Raw genomic sequence first — 16,317 nt, forward strand, 5'->3', positions numbered from 1 at the left:
CGATCCTATTGGCCGAGACGTTCGATCAGGGCCGGTGCGTGCACCTGGTCGGCCTTGTAGTTGCCGGTCAGCGTGTACATCACGATGTTGACGCCGGCGCGGTAGGCGAATTCGCGCTGGCGCGGTTCGCCCGGCGTCAGCGGCAGCATCGGCTGGCCGTCGGGACGGAGTGCCCAGGCGCCCGCGAGGTCGTTGGAGGTGATGATGATCGGCGAGACGCCGTCACCGCCGCGTGCGGGGCGCTGCGCGCTCTCGTCGTCGTCCTCGCGCGGCAGCGCTTCGACCCAGGTCTGGCCCGAGTTGAAGCGGCCGGGGAAGTCGCGCAGCAGGTAGAAGGTTTTTGTCAGCACATGCTCGCGCGGTACTGGCTCGAGCTCGGGCACGTCGAGCGAGGACAGGATCTCGCGCAGCGACTGCATGCCCGGCGTCTGCGAGGCGCCGTTCTCGCCGGGCGGCGCTTCGACCGCATCGCGGGTGTCGAAGATCACGGTGCCGCCCTGCTTCATGTAGGCGTCGATCTTGTTGATGGCGTCCTGCGGCGGCTTCGGCGCGCCCGGCACGATCGGCCAGTAGATCAGCGGGAAGAAGGCGAGCTCGTCGCGCGCGGGATCGACGCCGACGGGGTCGCCGGCCTCGAGCGCGGTGCGCTGCGCCAGGAACAGCGTCAGGCCCGACATGCCGGCCTTGACGATGGAATCGACGTCGGCATTGCCGGTGACGACATAGGCGAGGCGGGTCTGCGAGGTCGACTTCATCGCGAAATCGTCCGATGCGCTGTCGGCGCGCAACGGCGTCGGCGACAGCACCGCGATGCCCGCGAGCATGACGCCAAGCAGGATCATGGCAGGCGCGGCGCGGCGACGCAGCAGCGCGGCGAGGCCGCCGCCGAGCAGCGCCACGATGATGGCGTCGACCAGGAACAGCGCCAGCGCCGTCGACAGCAGCCAGCCGCGCAAGTCCCGCGGCTCGGCGTTGGTGTAGGTGGCGTGCCGGGCGCGGAGGCCCGCGGTATTGAGGGCTGCGATGCGGTCGGCGGCTGCGAGCGTGTTCACGGCGAGCGGTCCTTCTGCCGGACCGTAGAAGCCGGGCGGATGGTCCGGCGTGGCGCGGTCGCGATAATCAGCCGTCAGCGGCTTGGCGGTGGCCGGCGGCGGCCCGAAGGCGCCGAAGCCGTCGAGCAGATGCAGCGGGGCCAGCGTCTCGGCGGTCGCCTCGGCGGCAACGCCGGCGCCGGGTTTGGCGGTGTAGCCCGACATGTCGACGACACGCCGGAGCATTTCGACGAAGGTGCCGGACATCGGCAGATCCGACCAGCGCATGTCGGCGCTGACATGGAACAGGCTGACGATGCCCTTGCCGCGATGCTCGCCGGTCACGAGCGGCGTGCCGTCTTCGAGCGAGGCCCAGCTCTTGGTGGCGAGCACGGCGTCGGGCTCGGCCAGCACCTGCCGGCTCACGGTGACATCCTTGGGCACGACGACGCCGGTGAACGGACCGTCGGCCGCGAACGCGGCGAGATGCTGCGGCTTTTCCCAGGTCAGGCTGCCGCCGAGCGTGCGGCCGCCCTTGCGCAGCTTGACCGGAACCAGATCGTCCTCGGCCTGCGCCAGCCTGGGGCCGGCGAACCGCACCAGCACGCCGCCCTGGGCGATCCAGGCGTTGAGGCGCTCGCGCAATTCCGGCGCGATGGTGCCGACATCGGCCAGGATGATCATCGGCAGCTTCTGGTCCAAAAATTGTGTGATGCCCTGCTGCGGCGAGCCCTTGTCGGCGAGCCGCACGTCGGCGAACGGCGCCAGCGCGCGCGTCAGGTAGAAGGTCGGCGCCAGCAGCGGCTGCGCAGTCTCGCTGCTTGCGCCCGACACGATGCCGATGGCGCGCCGCCGCCAGCGCTTGTCGAGCAGCTGCACCGCACCGGCCGAACGCTCGCCGGAAATCTCGAGCCGCGAGATGTCGTTGCGCAATTCGACCGGCAGGTCGAACGCGGCTTCGACTTCCTTGTCCTGTGGTCCGAAGGTGAAGCGCGCCTCGCCGATCGGCGAGGCCTTCTGGTCCAGCGCCCGCACGGTGCCGGCGGCGATGCCGCCGTCGGTGCGAAGCACCTTCACCGTCATCTTCGCCGCCGCGTTTTCCGCCGCGACCAATGCCAGCGGGGAGGAGGTGCCGCCCTCGAACACCGTCAAGCTGCGATCCCCGATGGTCTTGCCGAGCCCGGCGACGAACTCTTCGCCGCGGCCCGTGTCGACGCCGTCGGAAAGCCAGGCGATCTCGCAGTCGCCGGTCGCCTTCAGGAAACGATCGACCGCGGTGAGGGTTTCAACGCGCTCGATCGAATAGGGCTTTGGCACGATCTGCCGCAGCGCAACGCGCGCCGCGCCCGCCGGCATCAGCGTGATGTCGCGGTTCGGCTCGGACAACGGCACCAGCGCGATCGCGCGGCGGTCGTTGTCGGCGTTCGCAATCAGCTCGTCGGCGGCCCGGATCCGCGTGTCCCAGTTCGATGCGGCGCTCCAGCCGTCGTCGAGCATGATCATCAGCGGCGCCTTGCTGGCGGCCAATCCCGTCTGCGGATTCCAGATCGGGCCGGCGGCGGCGAAGATGACCAATGCTGCGGCGAGCAGCCGCAGCGCAGTCAGCCACCACGGCGTCCGCGACGGCGTCTCTTCGCGTGGCGCGATGTCGAACAACAGGCGCGTCGGCGGAAACTCGATGCGGCGCGGCCGCGGCGGCATCACGCGCAGCAGCCACCACAGCACCGGCAGGCTGATGAGGCCGATCAGGAGCAGCGGTTCGGTGAAGGCGAGCGGCAATCCCATCATGCGGCCGGCCCCGCCTTGATCGAATGGGTGCGGGCGCCCGACTTGCTCACCTGCATGCCGGCATGGAGGAACAGCAGGAGCTCGGCAGCCGAGCGGTCGGTCGCATGCGTCGTGAACAGCCAGTCGAGCTTGTTGGTCTCGGCGCGGATCTGGTCGCGGTGCAGCGCCAGCCGCGCGGTGTAATCCTCCGCCCAGCTCTCGGCGCGGCCGGCGGTGATCACGCCAAAACCTTCCGGCTCGACGAACTCGACGCGGCCCGAATAGGGGAAGCTTTCCTCGGCGGGGTCGACGATCTGCACCAGCGTGCCATGCGCGCCCGAGCCCGAGAGACCCGCGAGCGTCGTCCTGATCTCCGCGATCGGCGACCAGAAATCCGACAGCAAGATGGTTTCGGCGAGCGCGGCGGGAACGAAGGACGGCGGCAGGCTGAGCCGGTCGGCGTCGTCATGCAGCATGGCCTGCGCCATCTTGTCGATGACGCTGCGGCTCGCGGTCGGTGCCATCAACCCGGGAATGCCGACGCGCTCTCCGCCCGCGACCAGCAGCTCGGCCAGCGCGAAGGCGACGATCAGCGTGCGCTCCAATTTGGACTCACGTGCGGTCTTCGAGGCAAACGCCATCGACGGCGACCGATCAGGCCAGATCCAGACCGTGTGCGAGGCTTCCCACTCGAGCTCGCGGACATAGAGATGGTCGTCACGCGCCGAACGGCGCCAGTCGACATTCTGCGACGGCTCGCCCGACACGAAGCGGCGGTATTGCCAGAAGTTTTCGCCGGAACCCGCGCGGCGCCGTCCATGCAGGCCGTGGATGACGTTGGCGGCGATGCGGCGGGCCTCGAGCACCAGGCGCGGCAGCGAAGCGGCGAGCGTACGGCTTTCGCCATCGGCACGTCGGATCGCGATGATCTCCTTTGCTGTGTGCCCGGTCTCTGCGGCCATCAACCGATCCGTGTTTTCAATTGCTTGATCACGTCCGGAATCGTGCGCCCCTCGGCGCGCGCCTGGAACGTCAATGCCATGCGGTGCTTCAAAATGGGTTCAGCGAGGTCGAGCACGTCGTCGACCGAAGGCGCGAGACGTCCATCGATCAGCGCGCGGGCGCGCACGGCGAGCATCAGCGACTGGCTGGCGCGCGGGCCGGGGCCCCAGGCGATGAACTTGCCGGCCTCGCCGCTGTCCGGACCCGGACGGGCCGAGCGCACCAGCGACAGGATGGCTTCAACCACGGAATCGCCGACCGGCAGGCGGCGCACCAGCCGCTGCGCGGTGATCAGCGCATCCGCCGTCAATGACGCCTTTGCCAGCGTCTCCTCGGCACCGGTGGTCTCGAACAGGATGCGACGTTCGGCATCGCGATCGGGATAATCGACGTCGATCTCCATCAGGAAGCGGTCGAGCTGCGCTTCGGGCAGCGGATAGGTGCCTTCCTGCTCCAGCGGGTTTTGCGTCGCGAGCACGTGGAACGGCTTCGGCAGATCGTGGCGCGCGCCGGCGACGGTGATGTGCTGCTCCTGCATCGCCTGCAGCAGCGCCGATTGCGTGCGCGGGCTGGCGCGGTTGATCTCGTCGGCCATCAACAGCTGCGCGAACACCGGACCGGAGATGAAGCGGAACGAGCGTTTCCCCGCCGTGCTCTCGTCGAGCACTTCGGCGCCGAGAATGTCCGACGGCATCAGGTCGGGCGTGAACTGGATGCGCTTGGCATCGAGACCGAGCGTGACACCGAGCGTCTCGACCAGCTTGGTCTTGGCGAGGCCGGGCACGCCGATCAAAAGCGCGTGGCCGCCGGAGAGGATGGTGACCAACGTGTTCTCGATCACGCGATCCTGGCCGAAGATCACGGATGCGATCGCGTCCTTTGCCGCACGCACCTGGCTCGACACCTGCTCGGCCGAACGGACGATGCCGTCTTCGAGTTTCTCGACACTTTCCGCCATCCGTTAGCTCCTTAAGCCTGCCACGCGGCCATCTTGCGTCGTCATTTCGCGTCGTGTTGGGCCCCATGCTAGACTTGCAGGAAGGCCATGTATTCGTTGAATTAACCTATCCCCACCTTATCGGCTTAGGGTTATGTAGGGCATCACGAAGTGGCGACCTCCACACCGGACTAATGCGGGGTGGAACCGCGCACCGATTTACAACGTAGACTTACAAACCAGACCTGCACCAATCGTGCCAAACGACATCCGTGCGAAATGACAAAGTCAGGGCAAACCATGGCGAACCAAGGGCAGAGCGCCGATCGCGGTCTTGAGGGGCTCACTGCCGCCGCCAAAAGTGCTGCCGGTGCCGAAGGCGCCAAAAAGGGCCTGCCTCCGGTGCATCTGTGGAATCCGCCGTTTTGCGGCGATCTCGACATCCGAATCGGCTCCGATGGTACTTGGTTCTACATGGGCACGCCAATCGGCCGTCACGCGCTGGTCCGCCTGTTCTCCACCATCCTCAAACGCGAGGGCGACAAGCATTTCCTCGTCACGCCGGTGGAGAAGGTCGGTATCCGCGTCGACGACGCGCCGTTCATGGCGGTCGAGATGCTGAAGGCCGGCGAGGAAAGCCATCGCGTGCTGAGCTTCCGCACCAATGTCGACGACTGGGTCACCTGCGATGCCGCGCACCGGCTGCGGTTCGAGCAGGCCAGGGATGGCGGCCTGACGCCCTATCTCCACGTCCGCGCCGATCTTTGGGCCAAGGTCACCCGCGCGCTCTATTACGATCTGGTTGACATGGGCGAGGAGCGGATGGTCGATGGCCAGCCGATGTTCGGCGTCGAGTCGGCCGGCGAATTCTTCGCCATGGCCGACGCGGAGCAGGTGAGGGCCGCGCTTTGAACAAGCCTATCTCCAAAAGCGAAAAGAGCGAGCCCGTCGCTTTCCGCGGAACGGATTTCTTTGCGCGCACCAGGGCGAGGCTCGGCTTCGACGTTCCGCCGGGCCTGTTCGATCCCAACATCGTTCCGGCCTCCGGCGATCCCGGCACCGACAAGATGCTCGAGATCGTCGCGCGCGAGCAGCCGGTGCGTCCCGCAGCCGTGCTGATCGCGGTTGTCGACCATCCCGAGCCGACCATCCTGCTGACGCAGCGTTCGGCCAATCTCAACGACCACGCCGGCCAGATCGCCTTTCCCGGCGGCAAGATCGATGCGACCGATTCCTCGCCGCTCGACGCCGCGCTGCGCGAGGCCGAGGAGGAGGTCGGGCTGTCCAGAGATTTCGTCGAGCCGATCGGCTACCTCGATCTCTATGGCACCGCGTTCGGCTTTCGCATCCTGCCGACGGTCGCCCGGGTGCGGCCGGGATTTCAACTGACGATCAACCATTCCGAGGTTGATGACGCATTCGAAGTGCCGCTATCCTTCCTGATGAATCCGGCCAACCACCAGGTGCACAGCAAGGAATTCCGCGGCATGGAGCGGTTTTACTATGCGATGCCGTTTGCGGAGCGCTACATCTGGGGTGCGACGGCCGGAATGCTGCGTGTGCTGTATGAGCGGATCTATTCGTCATGATCCGGCCGGTTCTGACCGAGATCGGAATCTTCCTCATCCCCTTTGCCGTCTATGCGCTTTTCCTGGCTGCCACGCGGTCCGGCCTGTTCGTGCAATCGTCCTGGCCGATCACCGTCGTTGCGCGCCTGGTGCTGGCGGCGCTGGTGCTCGTCATCGCCGGGCTGATTGGGTTAGCGCATTTCTCCGGCGCCGCACCGAACTCGACCTACATCCCCGCCCATATCGAGAACGGCAAGCTCGTGCCGGGCAGGGACAGCTGAATGGAAAGATAAGGGCCGGACGATGAGCGCGGAGCCCATACTTGCTGGTGCGCCCTGGCTGACCTCGGGCGGGACGGCGCGCGTGCTGCACCTGCTCAATGCCGATGGCGAGGAAGCGCGCGTGGTCGGCGGCACCGTCCGCAACGCGCTGCTCGGCCTGCCGCCGGGCGACACGGATATCGCGACCACGGCGCGCCCCGAGGAGGTGGTCCGGCGCGCGAAAGCTGCCGGCATCAAGAGCGTGCCGACCGGCATCGACCACGGCACCGTCACGCTGGTCATCAACGGCACACCTTACGAAGTCACGACGCTGCGTGAGGACACCGAGACCTTCGGGCGCAAGGCCAGGGTCGTCTTCGGCCGCGACTGGGTCAAGGACGCCGAGCGGCGCGATTTTACGATGAACGGCCTGTCGGTCGATGCGAACGGCGTAGTCTACGATTATGTCGGCGGCATCGCCGATGCCAAAGCGCGGCGCGTGCGCTTCATCGGCGCGCCCGACCAGCGCATCGCCGAGGATTATTTGCGCATCCTGCGCTTCTTCCGCATTCATGCCGCGTTCGGCGCCGGCGATCCCGATCGCGACGGCACCCTCGCCTGCATCCGTGGCCGCGCCGGTCTTGCCACGCTCTCGGCCGAGCGCGTGCGCATGGAGATGCTGAAATTGCTGGTGGCGGGCGGCGCATCCGCAGCCGTGCTTGCGATGGCCGATGCCGGCTTGCTGCCAGCGATGATCGGCGGCGTTGTCTATACCGGGCCGCTGACGGCGATGATCGCGATCGAGCAGGAGCTGCGCTTGCCGGCCAGCGTCACACGGCGTCTGGCGGCGCTGACGGTGGCCGTCACCGAAGACGCCAAGCGCGTCGCGACGCGCTTGCGGCTCTCTAACGCCGAAGCCAAGGCGCTGGATTCGATGGGCCATCGCTGGTGGCGCTTGCCGACCAAGGGCGAAGCCAATGCGCGGCGGCTGGTGTATCGGCTGGGGCCCGAGCGCTATCACGATCGTGTGTTGCTGGCCTGGGCGCGGGGCGGCGGCGACGTGAATTCGTCGCGCTGGCGCGAGCTTGCCGAGCTGCCGCAACGCTGGACCGCGCCGAAATTCCCGCTGAAAGCCGCCGACTTCATCGCGCGCGGAATGGCCGAGGGACCTGCGCTCGGACATGTGTTGACACTTGCCGAGGACGCTTGGCTTGCAGCGGATTTTCCACTAGAGGAAGCCGCACTCGCTGCCATCGCCGATCAAGCTGCGGCACGCATCAGCCGCGATGAGAGAACGTGACCATCGTTTCAGGCTTCGCCGACATCTCGATATTTCAGCTCTTGCTGGTCGCGTTGATGGCGTTGTTTGCTTCGATCATCGGTGGTCTCGCCGGCTACGGCACCGGCGCGTTGATGCCGCTGGTGCTGGTGCCGCTGGTCGGTGCCGAGCCCGTGGTGCCGATCATCGCGATCTCCGCGCTCTTCACCAATTCCAGCCGTGCGGTCGCCTATCTCCGCTATGCCGATCGCCGCCGTGCGCTGATCGTGCTGGCCTGCGCGGCCCTGACCACTGCGCTCGGCGCCTACGGCTACACGCGCCTCACCAATTCCGGCGCGGCACTCGTGATCGGCACCATGCTGATCCTCAGCGTGCCGCTGCGCCGCGTGCTGCGTCGCCGCCAGGTCAAGATCGGCAACACCGGCCTCGCAGCCGGTTCGGTCGGCTACGGCGTGCTGGTTGGAGGCACCTCCGGCTCCGGCGTGATCCTGCTCTCGCTGCTGATGGCCGCAGGCCTCGAAGGCGCCGCCGTGATCGCAACCGATGCGATGATCTCGCTCGGCACCGGCCTGATCAAGATTTCGGTGTTTGGCCTCGCCGGCGCCGTCACCGCGCAGGTGCTCGCCTTCGCGCTGCTGATCGGCGGCATCGCCATTCCCGGCGCGTTCCTGGCCAAGGCCTTCGTCGAGCGAATGCCGGTGCATATTCACACCGCAATCCTCGACGTCGCCGTGATCACCGGTGGGCTGGTGATGATCTCGGCGGCGGCGAAGCAACTGGTCGGGTAGGGGACGGCGCTACGATTTGGATTAGCGCCCTTTAAGCGGCGGTCGCCAGGACGCGCAGGCGATGACCGTCGGGATCGAGCGCAACAAAGGTGTGTCCGAATGGCATGGCCGTCGGGGGCTGCGCAATCCGGACACCGCGGGTTGTCCACGCCTCAAAGGTCGCGCGCACCGCCTCCGCGTCTGCGGCCGCCCATGAGATCTCGCTAGAGCCGGATTGCGAAGCGGAAGCAGGCTCGACGGCGTCCCGCTGCCACAATCCCAGCATGGTGCCGTTCCCGAGTGGAAGAAGCACGAATTTGGGGGATGATTGCGCGACAGGGCGCTCCAGCAGTTTCTGATAGAAGGCGGAACTCGCTTGTGCATCGTCGACATAGAGCACAACGAGATTGAAGTCGGCCATTTGCATCTCCTGTTTGGCTTGGCGATGGCCGAGGCTTACGGGAAGGTGCTGTCAGTTTCTGTCAGCATGATCAGCGTTCGCCAATGCGTTCCCGCTGCTGCCACTCCCGCAGCAAGTCGATACGGCGCCGCGGGTAGCGGCGCTCCGAGAGCGTGATCGACAGGATCCGGTCAGTGCGGAAATGGCGGTAGTCGCCGCGGCTCTCGCACCAGGCCGCCACCATGCGTACCCGATCGAAGAATCCGAGTGCGATCGGCCAGATCGTGCGTTTGGTGCGGTTGTCCCGTTCGTCGCTGTAGGTAATGCGCAATTTGCATTCCGTGCGAATGGCGGCCCGAATGATCGGCAATTCGGAATCGCCTGCCGCCGGATCGCGGCGAGCGACCATCAGGCTCGACGTCTCCAGGCTCCGCTGGAGGTCGTCCGGCAGTACGGCGGCGATCTTCGCAAGCGCGTTCCGGGCCGCCTTTCCGAGCGGCTCGTCCGGCTGAGCGGCAACCCATCGACCGCCCAGCACCAGCGCTTCGATCTCCTCTTCCGAGAACATCAGGGGCGGCAACATGAAGCCCGGCCGCAGGACATAGCCGATGCCGGCCTCGCCATCGATATGGGCTCCTTGGCCCTTCAGCGTCTCGATGTCGCGATAGATCGTCCTGAGCGAGACGCCGAGTTCATCGGCCAGTCGGCATGCTGCTACGGGCCGACGGTGACTGCGCAAGAGCTGGATCACGTCGAGAAGGCGTTGGGCGCGTGACATGGCGGCTCATATCACGGCATCCTGCCAGATTCTGTCAGCATCGGCTTCCGACTCGGGAATTGTGTGACAGCTGGATTGTCACCGTAATCTCCTGGCGTCAGGCTGGATTGAGGCACCGATGGTCAATATCGCACCGCCAGCAGACGCTAGCGCGCAACTCGGAACTTTCGGAAAATTTCGAGGTAGATCGGATGGCCAATGGCATGGAGTGCCGGCTTTAGCGCATTGTGACGTGCCTGGCCTGGTGAAAGCCCGTCAGTCCAGCAAATTGGCCTCAGCTCGGGCAGCCCCGGAGTTGGGGCCGATTTTTGTTGGCAATTGGCAGTGGGAATGGGCCATCGGCCATGGTGTCAGGAAAGATCTGCCCGAACAAAATTCCAGCGCGAGGCCTGGGAGGACAACCAATGTTCTGGGTATTTTGGGACACGATGCTCAAGCGCGTTCGTATCCACCACCCGGAATGTGTCGCGTGCCGAAATGGCCAGGGAATGGAGCAGGGCAGTATTCGCGTCGGCCGCGGCAGCACTTATTTCTGGGAGGAGTTTCCCAGCTATCCGGAGGCCCGCCGGAAAACAGAGCAGCTTCGCCGAGCGGGCATGATGGCTCAAGGCTGCCGCGTCAATTGCAGCCTCTGCCATCCCGAACGTCCGACCAAGGATTCGGCTTAGGGTGCATCAGGCACGCGCCAGCGTGCGGCGGCGATGACGTTCCCCGCGTCTCTAGAAATTGTAGTTCAGGCCGACGCGCACCAGATTGCCGTTGTTGCGAAATCTGTACGTGATCGTGTTGTTCGCATCGCCCGGAATCGGCGCGTAATCCAGGGTGAGGTTCTGCCTGCCGAGATCGTAGTAGAGGTATTCGACCTTGGCCCTCCAATTGTTCGCAAACGCGTATTCCAGGCCGCCGCCCGCGGTCCAGCCGACGCGAACCGACGACGAGCTGGCGCTGATCTGGACTGGGCCCGCACCGTTCGGCACGCCAATGGTATAGATGCTGTCATCGACCTTTCCATAGGCCAGGCCGCCGGTTGCAAACGCGAGCAACCTGTTGTTCAGGGTCGTGAACCCGAGGCGACCGCGCACGGTCCCAAGCCAGCCGAGCTTCTGTGTCGCGGATTCGGTATTGGGGTCGATGATGCCGCCGCCGATGAAAGGGGTCGCCGGGTACACGCGCGTATCGGTCTTGTTCAGTCCGCTGTAGTTGATATCGGCTTCGAGACCCGCGACCCAATTCGACCCGAACTGGAAATTGTAGCCAGCCTGAACGCCGCCGGTGAAAGCGGTATCGCGGACGTCGAAGCTCGGAAATTGGCCAACGGCTTGGCGCCCGGGAAAGTCAACGCCGGTGGTCGTGAATGACACGGGGTCCGCCCGTCGGTCGTTCCAGATGACGCCGACATTGCCGCCCAGGTAGAACCCGGACCAGCTGTAGGCGACCGGTGCAGCAGGCGGCGCCTTGTACACGGGCGCGAGATCGGCCGCGTTGACCGAACCGGTGATCACAATCGTTGCGACAGCAACTGGAACCCACGCACGCACAGACCATCTCCCGTTAGCCCGCGAGCATATCTAACCACAGCCGCGAGACGACGCCTGTGCACTTCGGGCAACACCCCGTGAAATAGCGACGAATTAAGTTGCAAAATCAAAGTTCCACGAGGTCATCGTTAACGAACCATCTGGGCGCCGCCGCCGACCAAGAAAGCGGGAGCAGCGCCCAAGGGAACGGCTAACGGCCGTCCCGGCTCCTCCCGTCGATTGCGGAAGCCACATGTGATGCAGATGCGCTCCACACGATACCGGTTGTTTCCATGGCTGACCGTGCTGGCTCTCGCAGGCTTGCCTGCGGTGGCTGTCGCGGACGACGCGGACACCTGCGCAAGGCAATCAGGCGACGCCGCCATCGCGGCATGCTCCCGCGCCATTGCGTCGGGCGATTTCAGGGGCGAGGAGCTTGCGAAAATCTACCTGAACCGCGGCGTCGAATATAAAAACAAGAGCGACCTCGACCGCGCCATCGCCGACTACAGCGAGGCGATCCGGGCCGATCCCAACCGCGCCGCTGCCTATTTCAACCGCGGCAACGCCCGGCAGGCCAAGCGCGACTTCGATCGCGCCGCCGCCGACTACAGCGAGGTCATCAGGCTCGATCCCGGCTACGTCAAGGCCTACAACAACCGCGGCGTCACCTGGTCGGAGAGGGGGGCGGCCGACCGCGCCATCGCCGATTACAACGAGGCGATCAGGCTCGATGTGAACTACGTCGAAGCCTACAACAACCGCGGCAATGCCTGGATCACCAAGGGGGACCGCGATCGCGCCATCGGCGACTACGATGCAGCGCTCCGCCTCAATCCGAAATATGTCGAGGCCTATGACAACCGCGGCGACGCTTTCCTGGCCAAGGGCGACCTCGACAGCGCCATCGCCGACTACAACGAAGCGATCCGGCTCAATCCGAAATTTGCCAAATCCTATTACAACCGCGGCGTGGCGCGGGAGAAGAAGCGCAGTCTCGTCGAGGCCTTGTCCGACTTCGAAGCCTACGCGCAACTCGTTCCGTCCGACCCGGATGGCCCGAATTCCCTGGCGCGCGTCAGGACGGAATTGAGCGCGATGACGGGGCGGCGCTGACGGCTTGATGGCTGGGAGTGGCGAACGCGCACACGGTCGGCACTCCGTCCGACCTGTGCTGATGATCCGATGCGGGCATTCCGCATGGCTCGAAATCCTCAAGCCATGCGGTCTTGTGCCTTGGTCAGAGCTGCCAGGCGTAGACTAGCGGCGGCCCCATTGCTGGCTTTCTGCTATTCGCTTTTCGCCGGGCAACTTGCCCCCGGCCAGCAGGCTGGTGCAAAGCCACCGGGATTCTCTCGGTTGCGCGCCAAGGAAAGCCTTGGTCTCTACGCACTGCGCGTACGTGTTGTAGCTGAGCGTGTCGGTGCACGTCGGCGAGAACATGCTCCCGTCAACCCCTCCGCCGGCAGCCATGCTACATCCAATCCAGGGAGCGTTGCCGACCCTGAAACTTGTTTCGCAACCACCGTTGCAGCTGCGGGCTTCCCTCTCCAGCTTGGCGAGCCTCGCCAACGGTGAACCCGGCTCGAACGACGCCGTTTGACCGGTTGCTGAGCCTGGTGCCCGGTGGTGGGTTCTCGCGGTCGTTGGCCCCTGTCGCGGCACAACAGTCGGTCTTGCCTTCGGCGCTTCGACGGAAACGGCGGGAAGCGAAGAGTTCGGTGTGGGTTGAGACCATGCCGTGCCTGATGTGCTGCACAGCAAGACGGTTGCCAAGGTAGCGACGACTGACGGCACGGCGAAGCCAAACGAGAATCTCATAAGGTGCCTCCCCAAAAAGGACGGAAATGTAATCCCGACAGCCAAGAGTTGTATCACAGCATTCCGATACCGACAATTCGGACGACGCAGGCGCATCTGCGTCATCGACATGGTGGCCGACAGAACGCCGCCCGCTCGCGCCGTTGCGATGTCGGCTTCCGGCCTTCTGTGACATTCAGTGATGTCCGCTCGTGCGCCGTTGTGTGCGACGATTGCCCGGGCCCTGGCCGTGGGCCCGCGAAGTTGCCAACACGCCGTTGTCACAATATGACGCCGTGTCCGACGACCCATCTTCCCAGGAGCCAGCAATATGAACGTGGTCTCAGCGACCCGCGGGATCGATCGCCCGTCAGGGAAGATCGACATTCCATCCGCCTGGCTAGGCACCGAGATGAAGGCCAATCCTGATCGGTGGCTGGTATCGCTCGAGGCCAGCGAGATCGCGGAGCTCGAGAACGCGGCGGAATCCTATCTTGGTCGCAGCAGGAAAATCGCCGACATCACCAAGGACAGCTTTCCGCTTCCCCGCCTCGGTGCGCATCTGGAACAGCTCAAGGCAAAGCTGCTGACCGGCCTGGGCTTCGAGGTCATCCGCGGCCTCCCGGTGGCGACATACAGCCAGGAGTTTGCGGCTACGATATTTTGCGGGGTGGGCGCGCATCTGGGATCAGCGCGGTCCCAGAATGCGGCGGGTCACATTCTCGGTCACGTCCGTGACATCGGCGCCGATGCCAGGGATCCGAACACGAGGATTTATCAGACGTCGGAACGGCAGACATTCCACACCGATTCGTCCGACGTGGTTGGACTGTTATGCATCCGCGAGGCGATGGAGGGAGGGGACTCTCTCCTGGTCAGCACGACGTCGATCTACAACGACATGTTCGACCGGCGTCCCGACCTTGCCGCGCTCCTGTTCGAGCCCATCGCGACCGACCGGCGCGGCGAGGTGCCGGAGAACGAAAAGCCGTATCTCGAAATCCCGGTGCTGAATTGGCATGCGGGATTCCTGACCGGGTTCTATCAGCGCCAGTATATCGACAGCGCGCAGCGCTTTCCTGATGCGCCGAGACTGACGCCGGCCCATGTCGAGGCGCTCGATCTCTTCGACGCGCTCGCGAATGATCCCCGCTTGCATTTCGGCATGCGGCTACAGCCGGGGGACATGCAGTTCGTCTACAATCATGCCTTGCTGCATGACCGGACCGGATTCCGCGATTGGCCCAATGCCGGCGAAAAACGTCATCTGCTGCGCCTTTGGCTCAGCATGGCAGATGACCGGCCGCTGCCCGATTGCTTCAAGCAGCGCTATGGCTCGATTGAGATCGGCAACCGTGGCGGCATCATCACCAAAGGGACCAGTCTGAACGTTCCGCTGGATTGATGGTCCGAGTCGGACGACATCGCTCCCGGCACTTGCGGGTTCGAGCGTCTATGGGCCGTGCAAGCTGCCCAGAAACCGCTCCTTTTCGCCGGGCGCATAACCCTGACACGCGCCGTAATACGCTTCCGGCTTGTCACAGGGGTCGGCGGACCTGGATTCGGTCGGCGGCCACGATGGCGCGTACGCAAAGCTCGAAGCGGAGCCCGGCGCGAACGTGCCCTGATCGGAGCGAACGACAGCGTGCCGATGGCTGTGGTGCGCCGGCGCCGCGTTCGCAACGCCGCACAGGCCGATCAAAAGGCTCAAAGCCAAAATGGAACGCATCGCTTTTTCTCCAGCTGCCTCTCGTCTGGTAACTTAAGGCTCGGCTGCAGCGCCCCAACGGGTGTGGGCTTCACGACCGGTCACATCCCCGGCATCGGGGACCCGCATCGGGCGAGCGATCGTGCGATTTGGCAAATGTCACTTGTCGACATCGCAGGCTGATTGTCGCGTGCACGAGGCGCCAGCGCGTGCCGGCGCTGCAGTGATCAGCGCGTCCGGCGCGGAGCCGGAGCCGGAGCCTGCTGTTGGAACCTCACGCGCGGGTTTATGTCGCAGTAGGTATTCCACCGGCCGGACGACGACGCCAGGCACTGTTCTCGCGTCGAATACATGCACTCGCCGGGGAAGCCGAGCCCGCCGCCAAACACGCACCAGGGATAGTCACGCTCGGCGTGCGCTGCGGGAGCAAGTCCCGCCACCATGAAGACAACCAGCAAGGCGATCCGCATGAGATCCTCCATCATGTCAATCGAACGGCGGCTGCCGATCGCCGACCATGGCTAACGAATTGCCGCCGCAACGGCAAGCATCAACCCGTCGCTACACGACATCGTTCCTGAAGGCGTCATGTGCCGCCGCAAATCGCATCTATCGCAGACGCGGAGCGCGGTCTGGAGGCGACGGTGGTGGTGGGGACGCTGGTGGCGCGTAAGGGTTCACCAGGCACGTGGCGGAAAGGCCTGCAGCGGTCGCTTTGCACGCCTCCCATGAATCGTACTGACACGAAATAGAGCTCGCACCGCCCCATTCCCACTTCTGAAGGCAAATCGGATGATGGCCGCCGAACCGTTGAGCGACGGCCGGCGCGGACGCAGACATCGCGATCCAGATGATCAGGAGAAAGGGAAGCGCGCGCATCATGCCACTCCGGGGATTTGCGAATTCGACGTCCAGGGTACTGACGGCTATGGCACTGACGGCCAGGGCACTGCGGACCACAGAGATCCCGGCTCTCCCGGCACCGCGACGATACTAGGCCACGCGCGTTCGCAGCGGCAACAGCAAATGCAATGACGCATGCGCATCCCGGCCTCCGATGGTTCGTGTGCCGCTGCTACTCGATCGTTGCATTCACCGTCATGACCGATCGGCCTGAGCCGTAGGGACCCTTTCCTTCACCGTAGATGGCGAAATTGTCGTTGCCCTTGTAACCGGATGCCGCGGTGTACCTGAACGTCGTCACGTTGATCTGTCGCAGCGTTCCGTGCGCAGGCTTCTGGGAAACGCCCGAGTTGTGCATCGCTCCCGGAATTCGCATCGGGAAATTGCACGTTTGCCCCGACCTGACCGCGAAGTAGGCCGTCATGTCGACGCCAAACACGGACGGATGACCGGTGACGCGGCACTCGGAGACGGCGAACGCCGCAGCCGGCGTCAGGCTCATGACAGCAGCGACAGCCAGGGTCCGCATGGTCGTCTCCCGCGAGGATCAAATGGCCTCAGCCGGTCATTGATCTCCAGGCGTCGGGAGAACCATTGATT

General features: G+C 64.9%; 18 protein-coding genes. 8 read left to right on the top strand and 10 right to left on the bottom strand.

Annotated features, from left to right (window positions below; translation table 11 throughout):
* Positions 1 to 5: 5 nt before the first annotated feature.
* Genes NLM32_RS12615 through NLM32_RS12625 form a run of 3 tightly spaced genes read right to left on the bottom strand, consistent with a single transcriptional unit; the run spans position 6 to position 4,758 of the window.
* The gene (locus NLM32_RS12615) at positions 6 to 2,819 is read right to left on the bottom strand and encodes a DUF4159 domain-containing protein (protein ID WP_254129296.1); all 2,814 of its coding nucleotides are present in this window, start codon (positions 2,817 to 2,819) and stop codon (positions 6 to 8) included.
* Complete coding sequence (locus NLM32_RS12620; RefSeq protein WP_254129297.1) at positions 2,816 to 3,760, bottom strand: DUF58 domain-containing protein; 945 nt, start codon at positions 3,758 to 3,760, stop codon at positions 2,816 to 2,818. Before NLM32_RS12620 ends, NLM32_RS12615 begins: the two co-directional genes overlap by 4 nt.
* Entirely contained in the window at positions 3,760 to 4,758 is a 999-nt protein-coding gene (locus tag NLM32_RS12625) for a MoxR family ATPase (protein WP_254129298.1), read from the bottom strand. The genes NLM32_RS12620 and NLM32_RS12625 overlap by 1 nt, the downstream gene beginning before the upstream one ends.
* 279 nt (positions 4,759 to 5,037) lie before the next feature.
* Between NLM32_RS12625 and NLM32_RS12630 the strand changes: the two genes are divergently transcribed.
* Genes NLM32_RS12630 through NLM32_RS12650 form a run of 5 tightly spaced genes read left to right on the top strand, consistent with a single transcriptional unit; the run spans position 5,038 to position 8,632 of the window.
* Positions 5,038 to 5,649 (top strand): DUF1285 domain-containing protein, encoded by a 612-nt coding sequence (locus tag NLM32_RS12630; protein ID WP_254129299.1) that lies wholly within the window; start codon positions 5,038 to 5,040, stop codon positions 5,647 to 5,649.
* Positions 5,646 to 6,326: a CoA pyrophosphatase gene (locus NLM32_RS12635; RefSeq protein WP_254129300.1), complete on the top strand. Its 681-nt coding sequence runs from the start codon at positions 5,646 to 5,648 to the stop codon at positions 6,324 to 6,326. Before NLM32_RS12630 ends, NLM32_RS12635 begins: the two co-directional genes overlap by 4 nt.
* The gene (locus tag NLM32_RS12640; protein ID WP_254129301.1) at positions 6,323 to 6,586 is read left to right on the top strand and encodes a DUF6111 family protein; all 264 of its coding nucleotides are present in this window, start codon (positions 6,323 to 6,325) and stop codon (positions 6,584 to 6,586) included. Before NLM32_RS12635 ends, NLM32_RS12640 begins: the two co-directional genes overlap by 4 nt.
* Before the next feature lie 22 nt (positions 6,587 to 6,608).
* Complete coding sequence (locus NLM32_RS12645; RefSeq protein ID WP_254129302.1) at positions 6,609 to 7,865, top strand: CCA tRNA nucleotidyltransferase; 1,257 nt, start codon at positions 6,609 to 6,611, stop codon at positions 7,863 to 7,865.
* A complete protein-coding gene (locus tag NLM32_RS12650) occupies positions 7,862 to 8,632 on the top strand; it encodes a TSUP family transporter (protein ID WP_254129303.1) in 771 nt (256 codons plus the stop codon). Before NLM32_RS12645 ends, NLM32_RS12650 begins: the two co-directional genes overlap by 4 nt.
* Before the next feature lie 31 nt (positions 8,633 to 8,663).
* Here NLM32_RS12650 and NLM32_RS12655 read toward each other — a convergent pair whose 3' ends face one another.
* Together NLM32_RS12655 and NLM32_RS12660 are read right to left on the bottom strand one after the other, a co-directional pair.
* Positions 8,664 to 9,032: a VOC family protein gene (locus NLM32_RS12655; RefSeq protein WP_254129304.1), complete on the bottom strand. Its 369-nt coding sequence runs from the start codon at positions 9,030 to 9,032 to the stop codon at positions 8,664 to 8,666.
* A gap of 70 nt (positions 9,033 to 9,102) precedes the next feature.
* Positions 9,103 to 9,789 carry a YafY family protein gene (locus NLM32_RS12660; RefSeq protein WP_254129305.1) on the bottom strand — a complete coding sequence of 229 codons (687 nt, stop codon included), beginning with the start codon at positions 9,787 to 9,789 and terminating at the stop codon, positions 9,103 to 9,105.
* Positions 9,790 to 10,193: 404 nt separating this feature from the next.
* Here NLM32_RS12660 and NLM32_RS12665 point away from each other — a divergent pair, with 404 nt between their 5' ends.
* Positions 10,194 to 10,457 (top strand): hypothetical protein, encoded by a 264-nt coding sequence (locus NLM32_RS12665; RefSeq protein WP_254129306.1) that lies wholly within the window; start codon positions 10,194 to 10,196, stop codon positions 10,455 to 10,457.
* Between the two features lie 51 nt (positions 10,458 to 10,508).
* Here NLM32_RS12665 and NLM32_RS12670 read toward each other — a convergent pair whose 3' ends face one another.
* Complete coding sequence (locus NLM32_RS12670) at positions 10,509 to 11,327, bottom strand: outer membrane protein (RefSeq protein WP_254129307.1); 819 nt, start codon at positions 11,325 to 11,327, stop codon at positions 10,509 to 10,511.
* Positions 11,328 to 11,570: 243 nt separating this feature from the next.
* On the opposite strand from NLM32_RS12670, the gene NLM32_RS12675 reads away from it, so the two are divergent.
* Together NLM32_RS12675 and NLM32_RS12680 are read left to right on the top strand one after the other, a co-directional pair.
* Positions 11,571 to 12,422 (top strand): tetratricopeptide repeat protein, encoded by an 852-nt coding sequence (locus tag NLM32_RS12675; RefSeq protein ID WP_254129308.1) that lies wholly within the window; start codon positions 11,571 to 11,573, stop codon positions 12,420 to 12,422.
* Between the two features lie 1,015 nt (positions 12,423 to 13,437).
* Complete coding sequence (locus NLM32_RS12680) at positions 13,438 to 14,511, top strand: TauD/TfdA family dioxygenase (protein ID WP_254129309.1); 1,074 nt, start codon at positions 13,438 to 13,440, stop codon at positions 14,509 to 14,511.
* Positions 14,512 to 14,559: 48 nt separating this feature from the next.
* Here the strand turns inward: NLM32_RS12680 and NLM32_RS12685 are convergent, their stop codons facing one another.
* From NLM32_RS12685 to NLM32_RS12700, 4 genes are all read right to left on the bottom strand, one after another.
* A complete protein-coding gene (locus NLM32_RS12685) occupies positions 14,560 to 14,835 on the bottom strand; it encodes a hypothetical protein (RefSeq protein WP_254129310.1) in 276 nt (91 codons plus the stop codon).
* A gap of 206 nt (positions 14,836 to 15,041) precedes the next feature.
* The gene (locus NLM32_RS12690) at positions 15,042 to 15,284 is read right to left on the bottom strand and encodes a DUF3551 domain-containing protein (RefSeq protein ID WP_254129311.1); all 243 of its coding nucleotides are present in this window, start codon (positions 15,282 to 15,284) and stop codon (positions 15,042 to 15,044) included.
* Between the two features lie 139 nt (positions 15,285 to 15,423).
* Positions 15,424 to 15,696, bottom strand: a complete 273-nt coding sequence (locus NLM32_RS12695; RefSeq protein ID WP_309144842.1) for a DUF3551 domain-containing protein — start codon at positions 15,694 to 15,696, stop codon at positions 15,424 to 15,426.
* A gap of 193 nt (positions 15,697 to 15,889) precedes the next feature.
* On the bottom strand, positions 15,890 to 16,246 hold the full coding sequence (locus tag NLM32_RS12700) for a hypothetical protein (RefSeq protein ID WP_254129312.1): 357 nt from the start codon (positions 16,244 to 16,246) through the stop codon (positions 15,890 to 15,892).
* Positions 16,247 to 16,317: the final 71 nt, after the last annotated feature.

Origin of the sequence: Bradyrhizobium sp. CCGUVB14, assembly GCF_024199935.1 — a bacterium.
In the GTDB taxonomy this organism is placed as follows: domain Bacteria; phylum Pseudomonadota; class Alphaproteobacteria; order Rhizobiales; family Xanthobacteraceae; genus Bradyrhizobium.

Bases quoted from the DNA above. Each gene is read 5' to 3' on its own strand.
- NLM32_RS12685 (WP_254129310.1), bottom strand. From the start codon at position 14,835: ATGCGTTCCATTTTGGCTTTGAGCCTTTTGATCGGCCTGTGCGGCGTT.
- NLM32_RS12695 (WP_309144842.1), bottom strand. From the start codon at position 15,696: ATGATGCGCGCGCTTCCCTTTCTCCTGATCATCTGGATCGCGATGTCT.
- NLM32_RS12655 (WP_254129304.1), bottom strand. From the start codon at position 9,032: ATGGCCGACTTCAATCTCGTTGTGCTCTATGTCGACGATGCACAAGCG.
- NLM32_RS12640 (WP_254129301.1), top strand. From the start codon at position 6,323: ATGATCCGGCCGGTTCTGACCGAGATCGGAATCTTCCTCATCCCCTTT.
- NLM32_RS12680 (WP_254129309.1), top strand. From the start codon at position 13,438: ATGAACGTGGTCTCAGCGACCCGCGGGATCGATCGCCCGTCAGGGAAG.
- NLM32_RS12625 (WP_254129298.1), bottom strand. From the start codon at position 4,758: ATGGCGGAAAGTGTCGAGAAACTCGAAGACGGCATCGTCCGTTCGGCC.
- NLM32_RS12660 (WP_254129305.1), bottom strand. From the start codon at position 9,789: ATGTCACGCGCCCAACGCCTTCTCGACGTGATCCAGCTCTTGCGCAGT.
- NLM32_RS12690 (WP_254129311.1), bottom strand. From the start codon at position 15,284: ATGCGGATCGCCTTGCTGGTTGTCTTCATGGTGGCGGGACTTGCTCCC.
- NLM32_RS12700 (WP_254129312.1), bottom strand. From the start codon at position 16,246: ATGCGGACCCTGGCTGTCGCTGCTGTCATGAGCCTGACGCCGGCTGCG.
- NLM32_RS12630 (WP_254129299.1), top strand. From the start codon at position 5,038: ATGGCGAACCAAGGGCAGAGCGCCGATCGCGGTCTTGAGGGGCTCACT.
- NLM32_RS12665 (WP_254129306.1), top strand. From the start codon at position 10,194: ATGTTCTGGGTATTTTGGGACACGATGCTCAAGCGCGTTCGTATCCAC.
- NLM32_RS12675 (WP_254129308.1), top strand. From the start codon at position 11,571: ATGCGCTCCACACGATACCGGTTGTTTCCATGGCTGACCGTGCTGGCT.
- NLM32_RS12615 (WP_254129296.1), bottom strand. From the start codon at position 2,819: ATGATGGGATTGCCGCTCGCCTTCACCGAACCGCTGCTCCTGATCGGC.
- NLM32_RS12645 (WP_254129302.1), top strand. From the start codon at position 6,609: ATGAGCGCGGAGCCCATACTTGCTGGTGCGCCCTGGCTGACCTCGGGC.
- NLM32_RS12620 (WP_254129297.1), bottom strand. From the start codon at position 3,760: ATGGCCGCAGAGACCGGGCACACAGCAAAGGAGATCATCGCGATCCGA.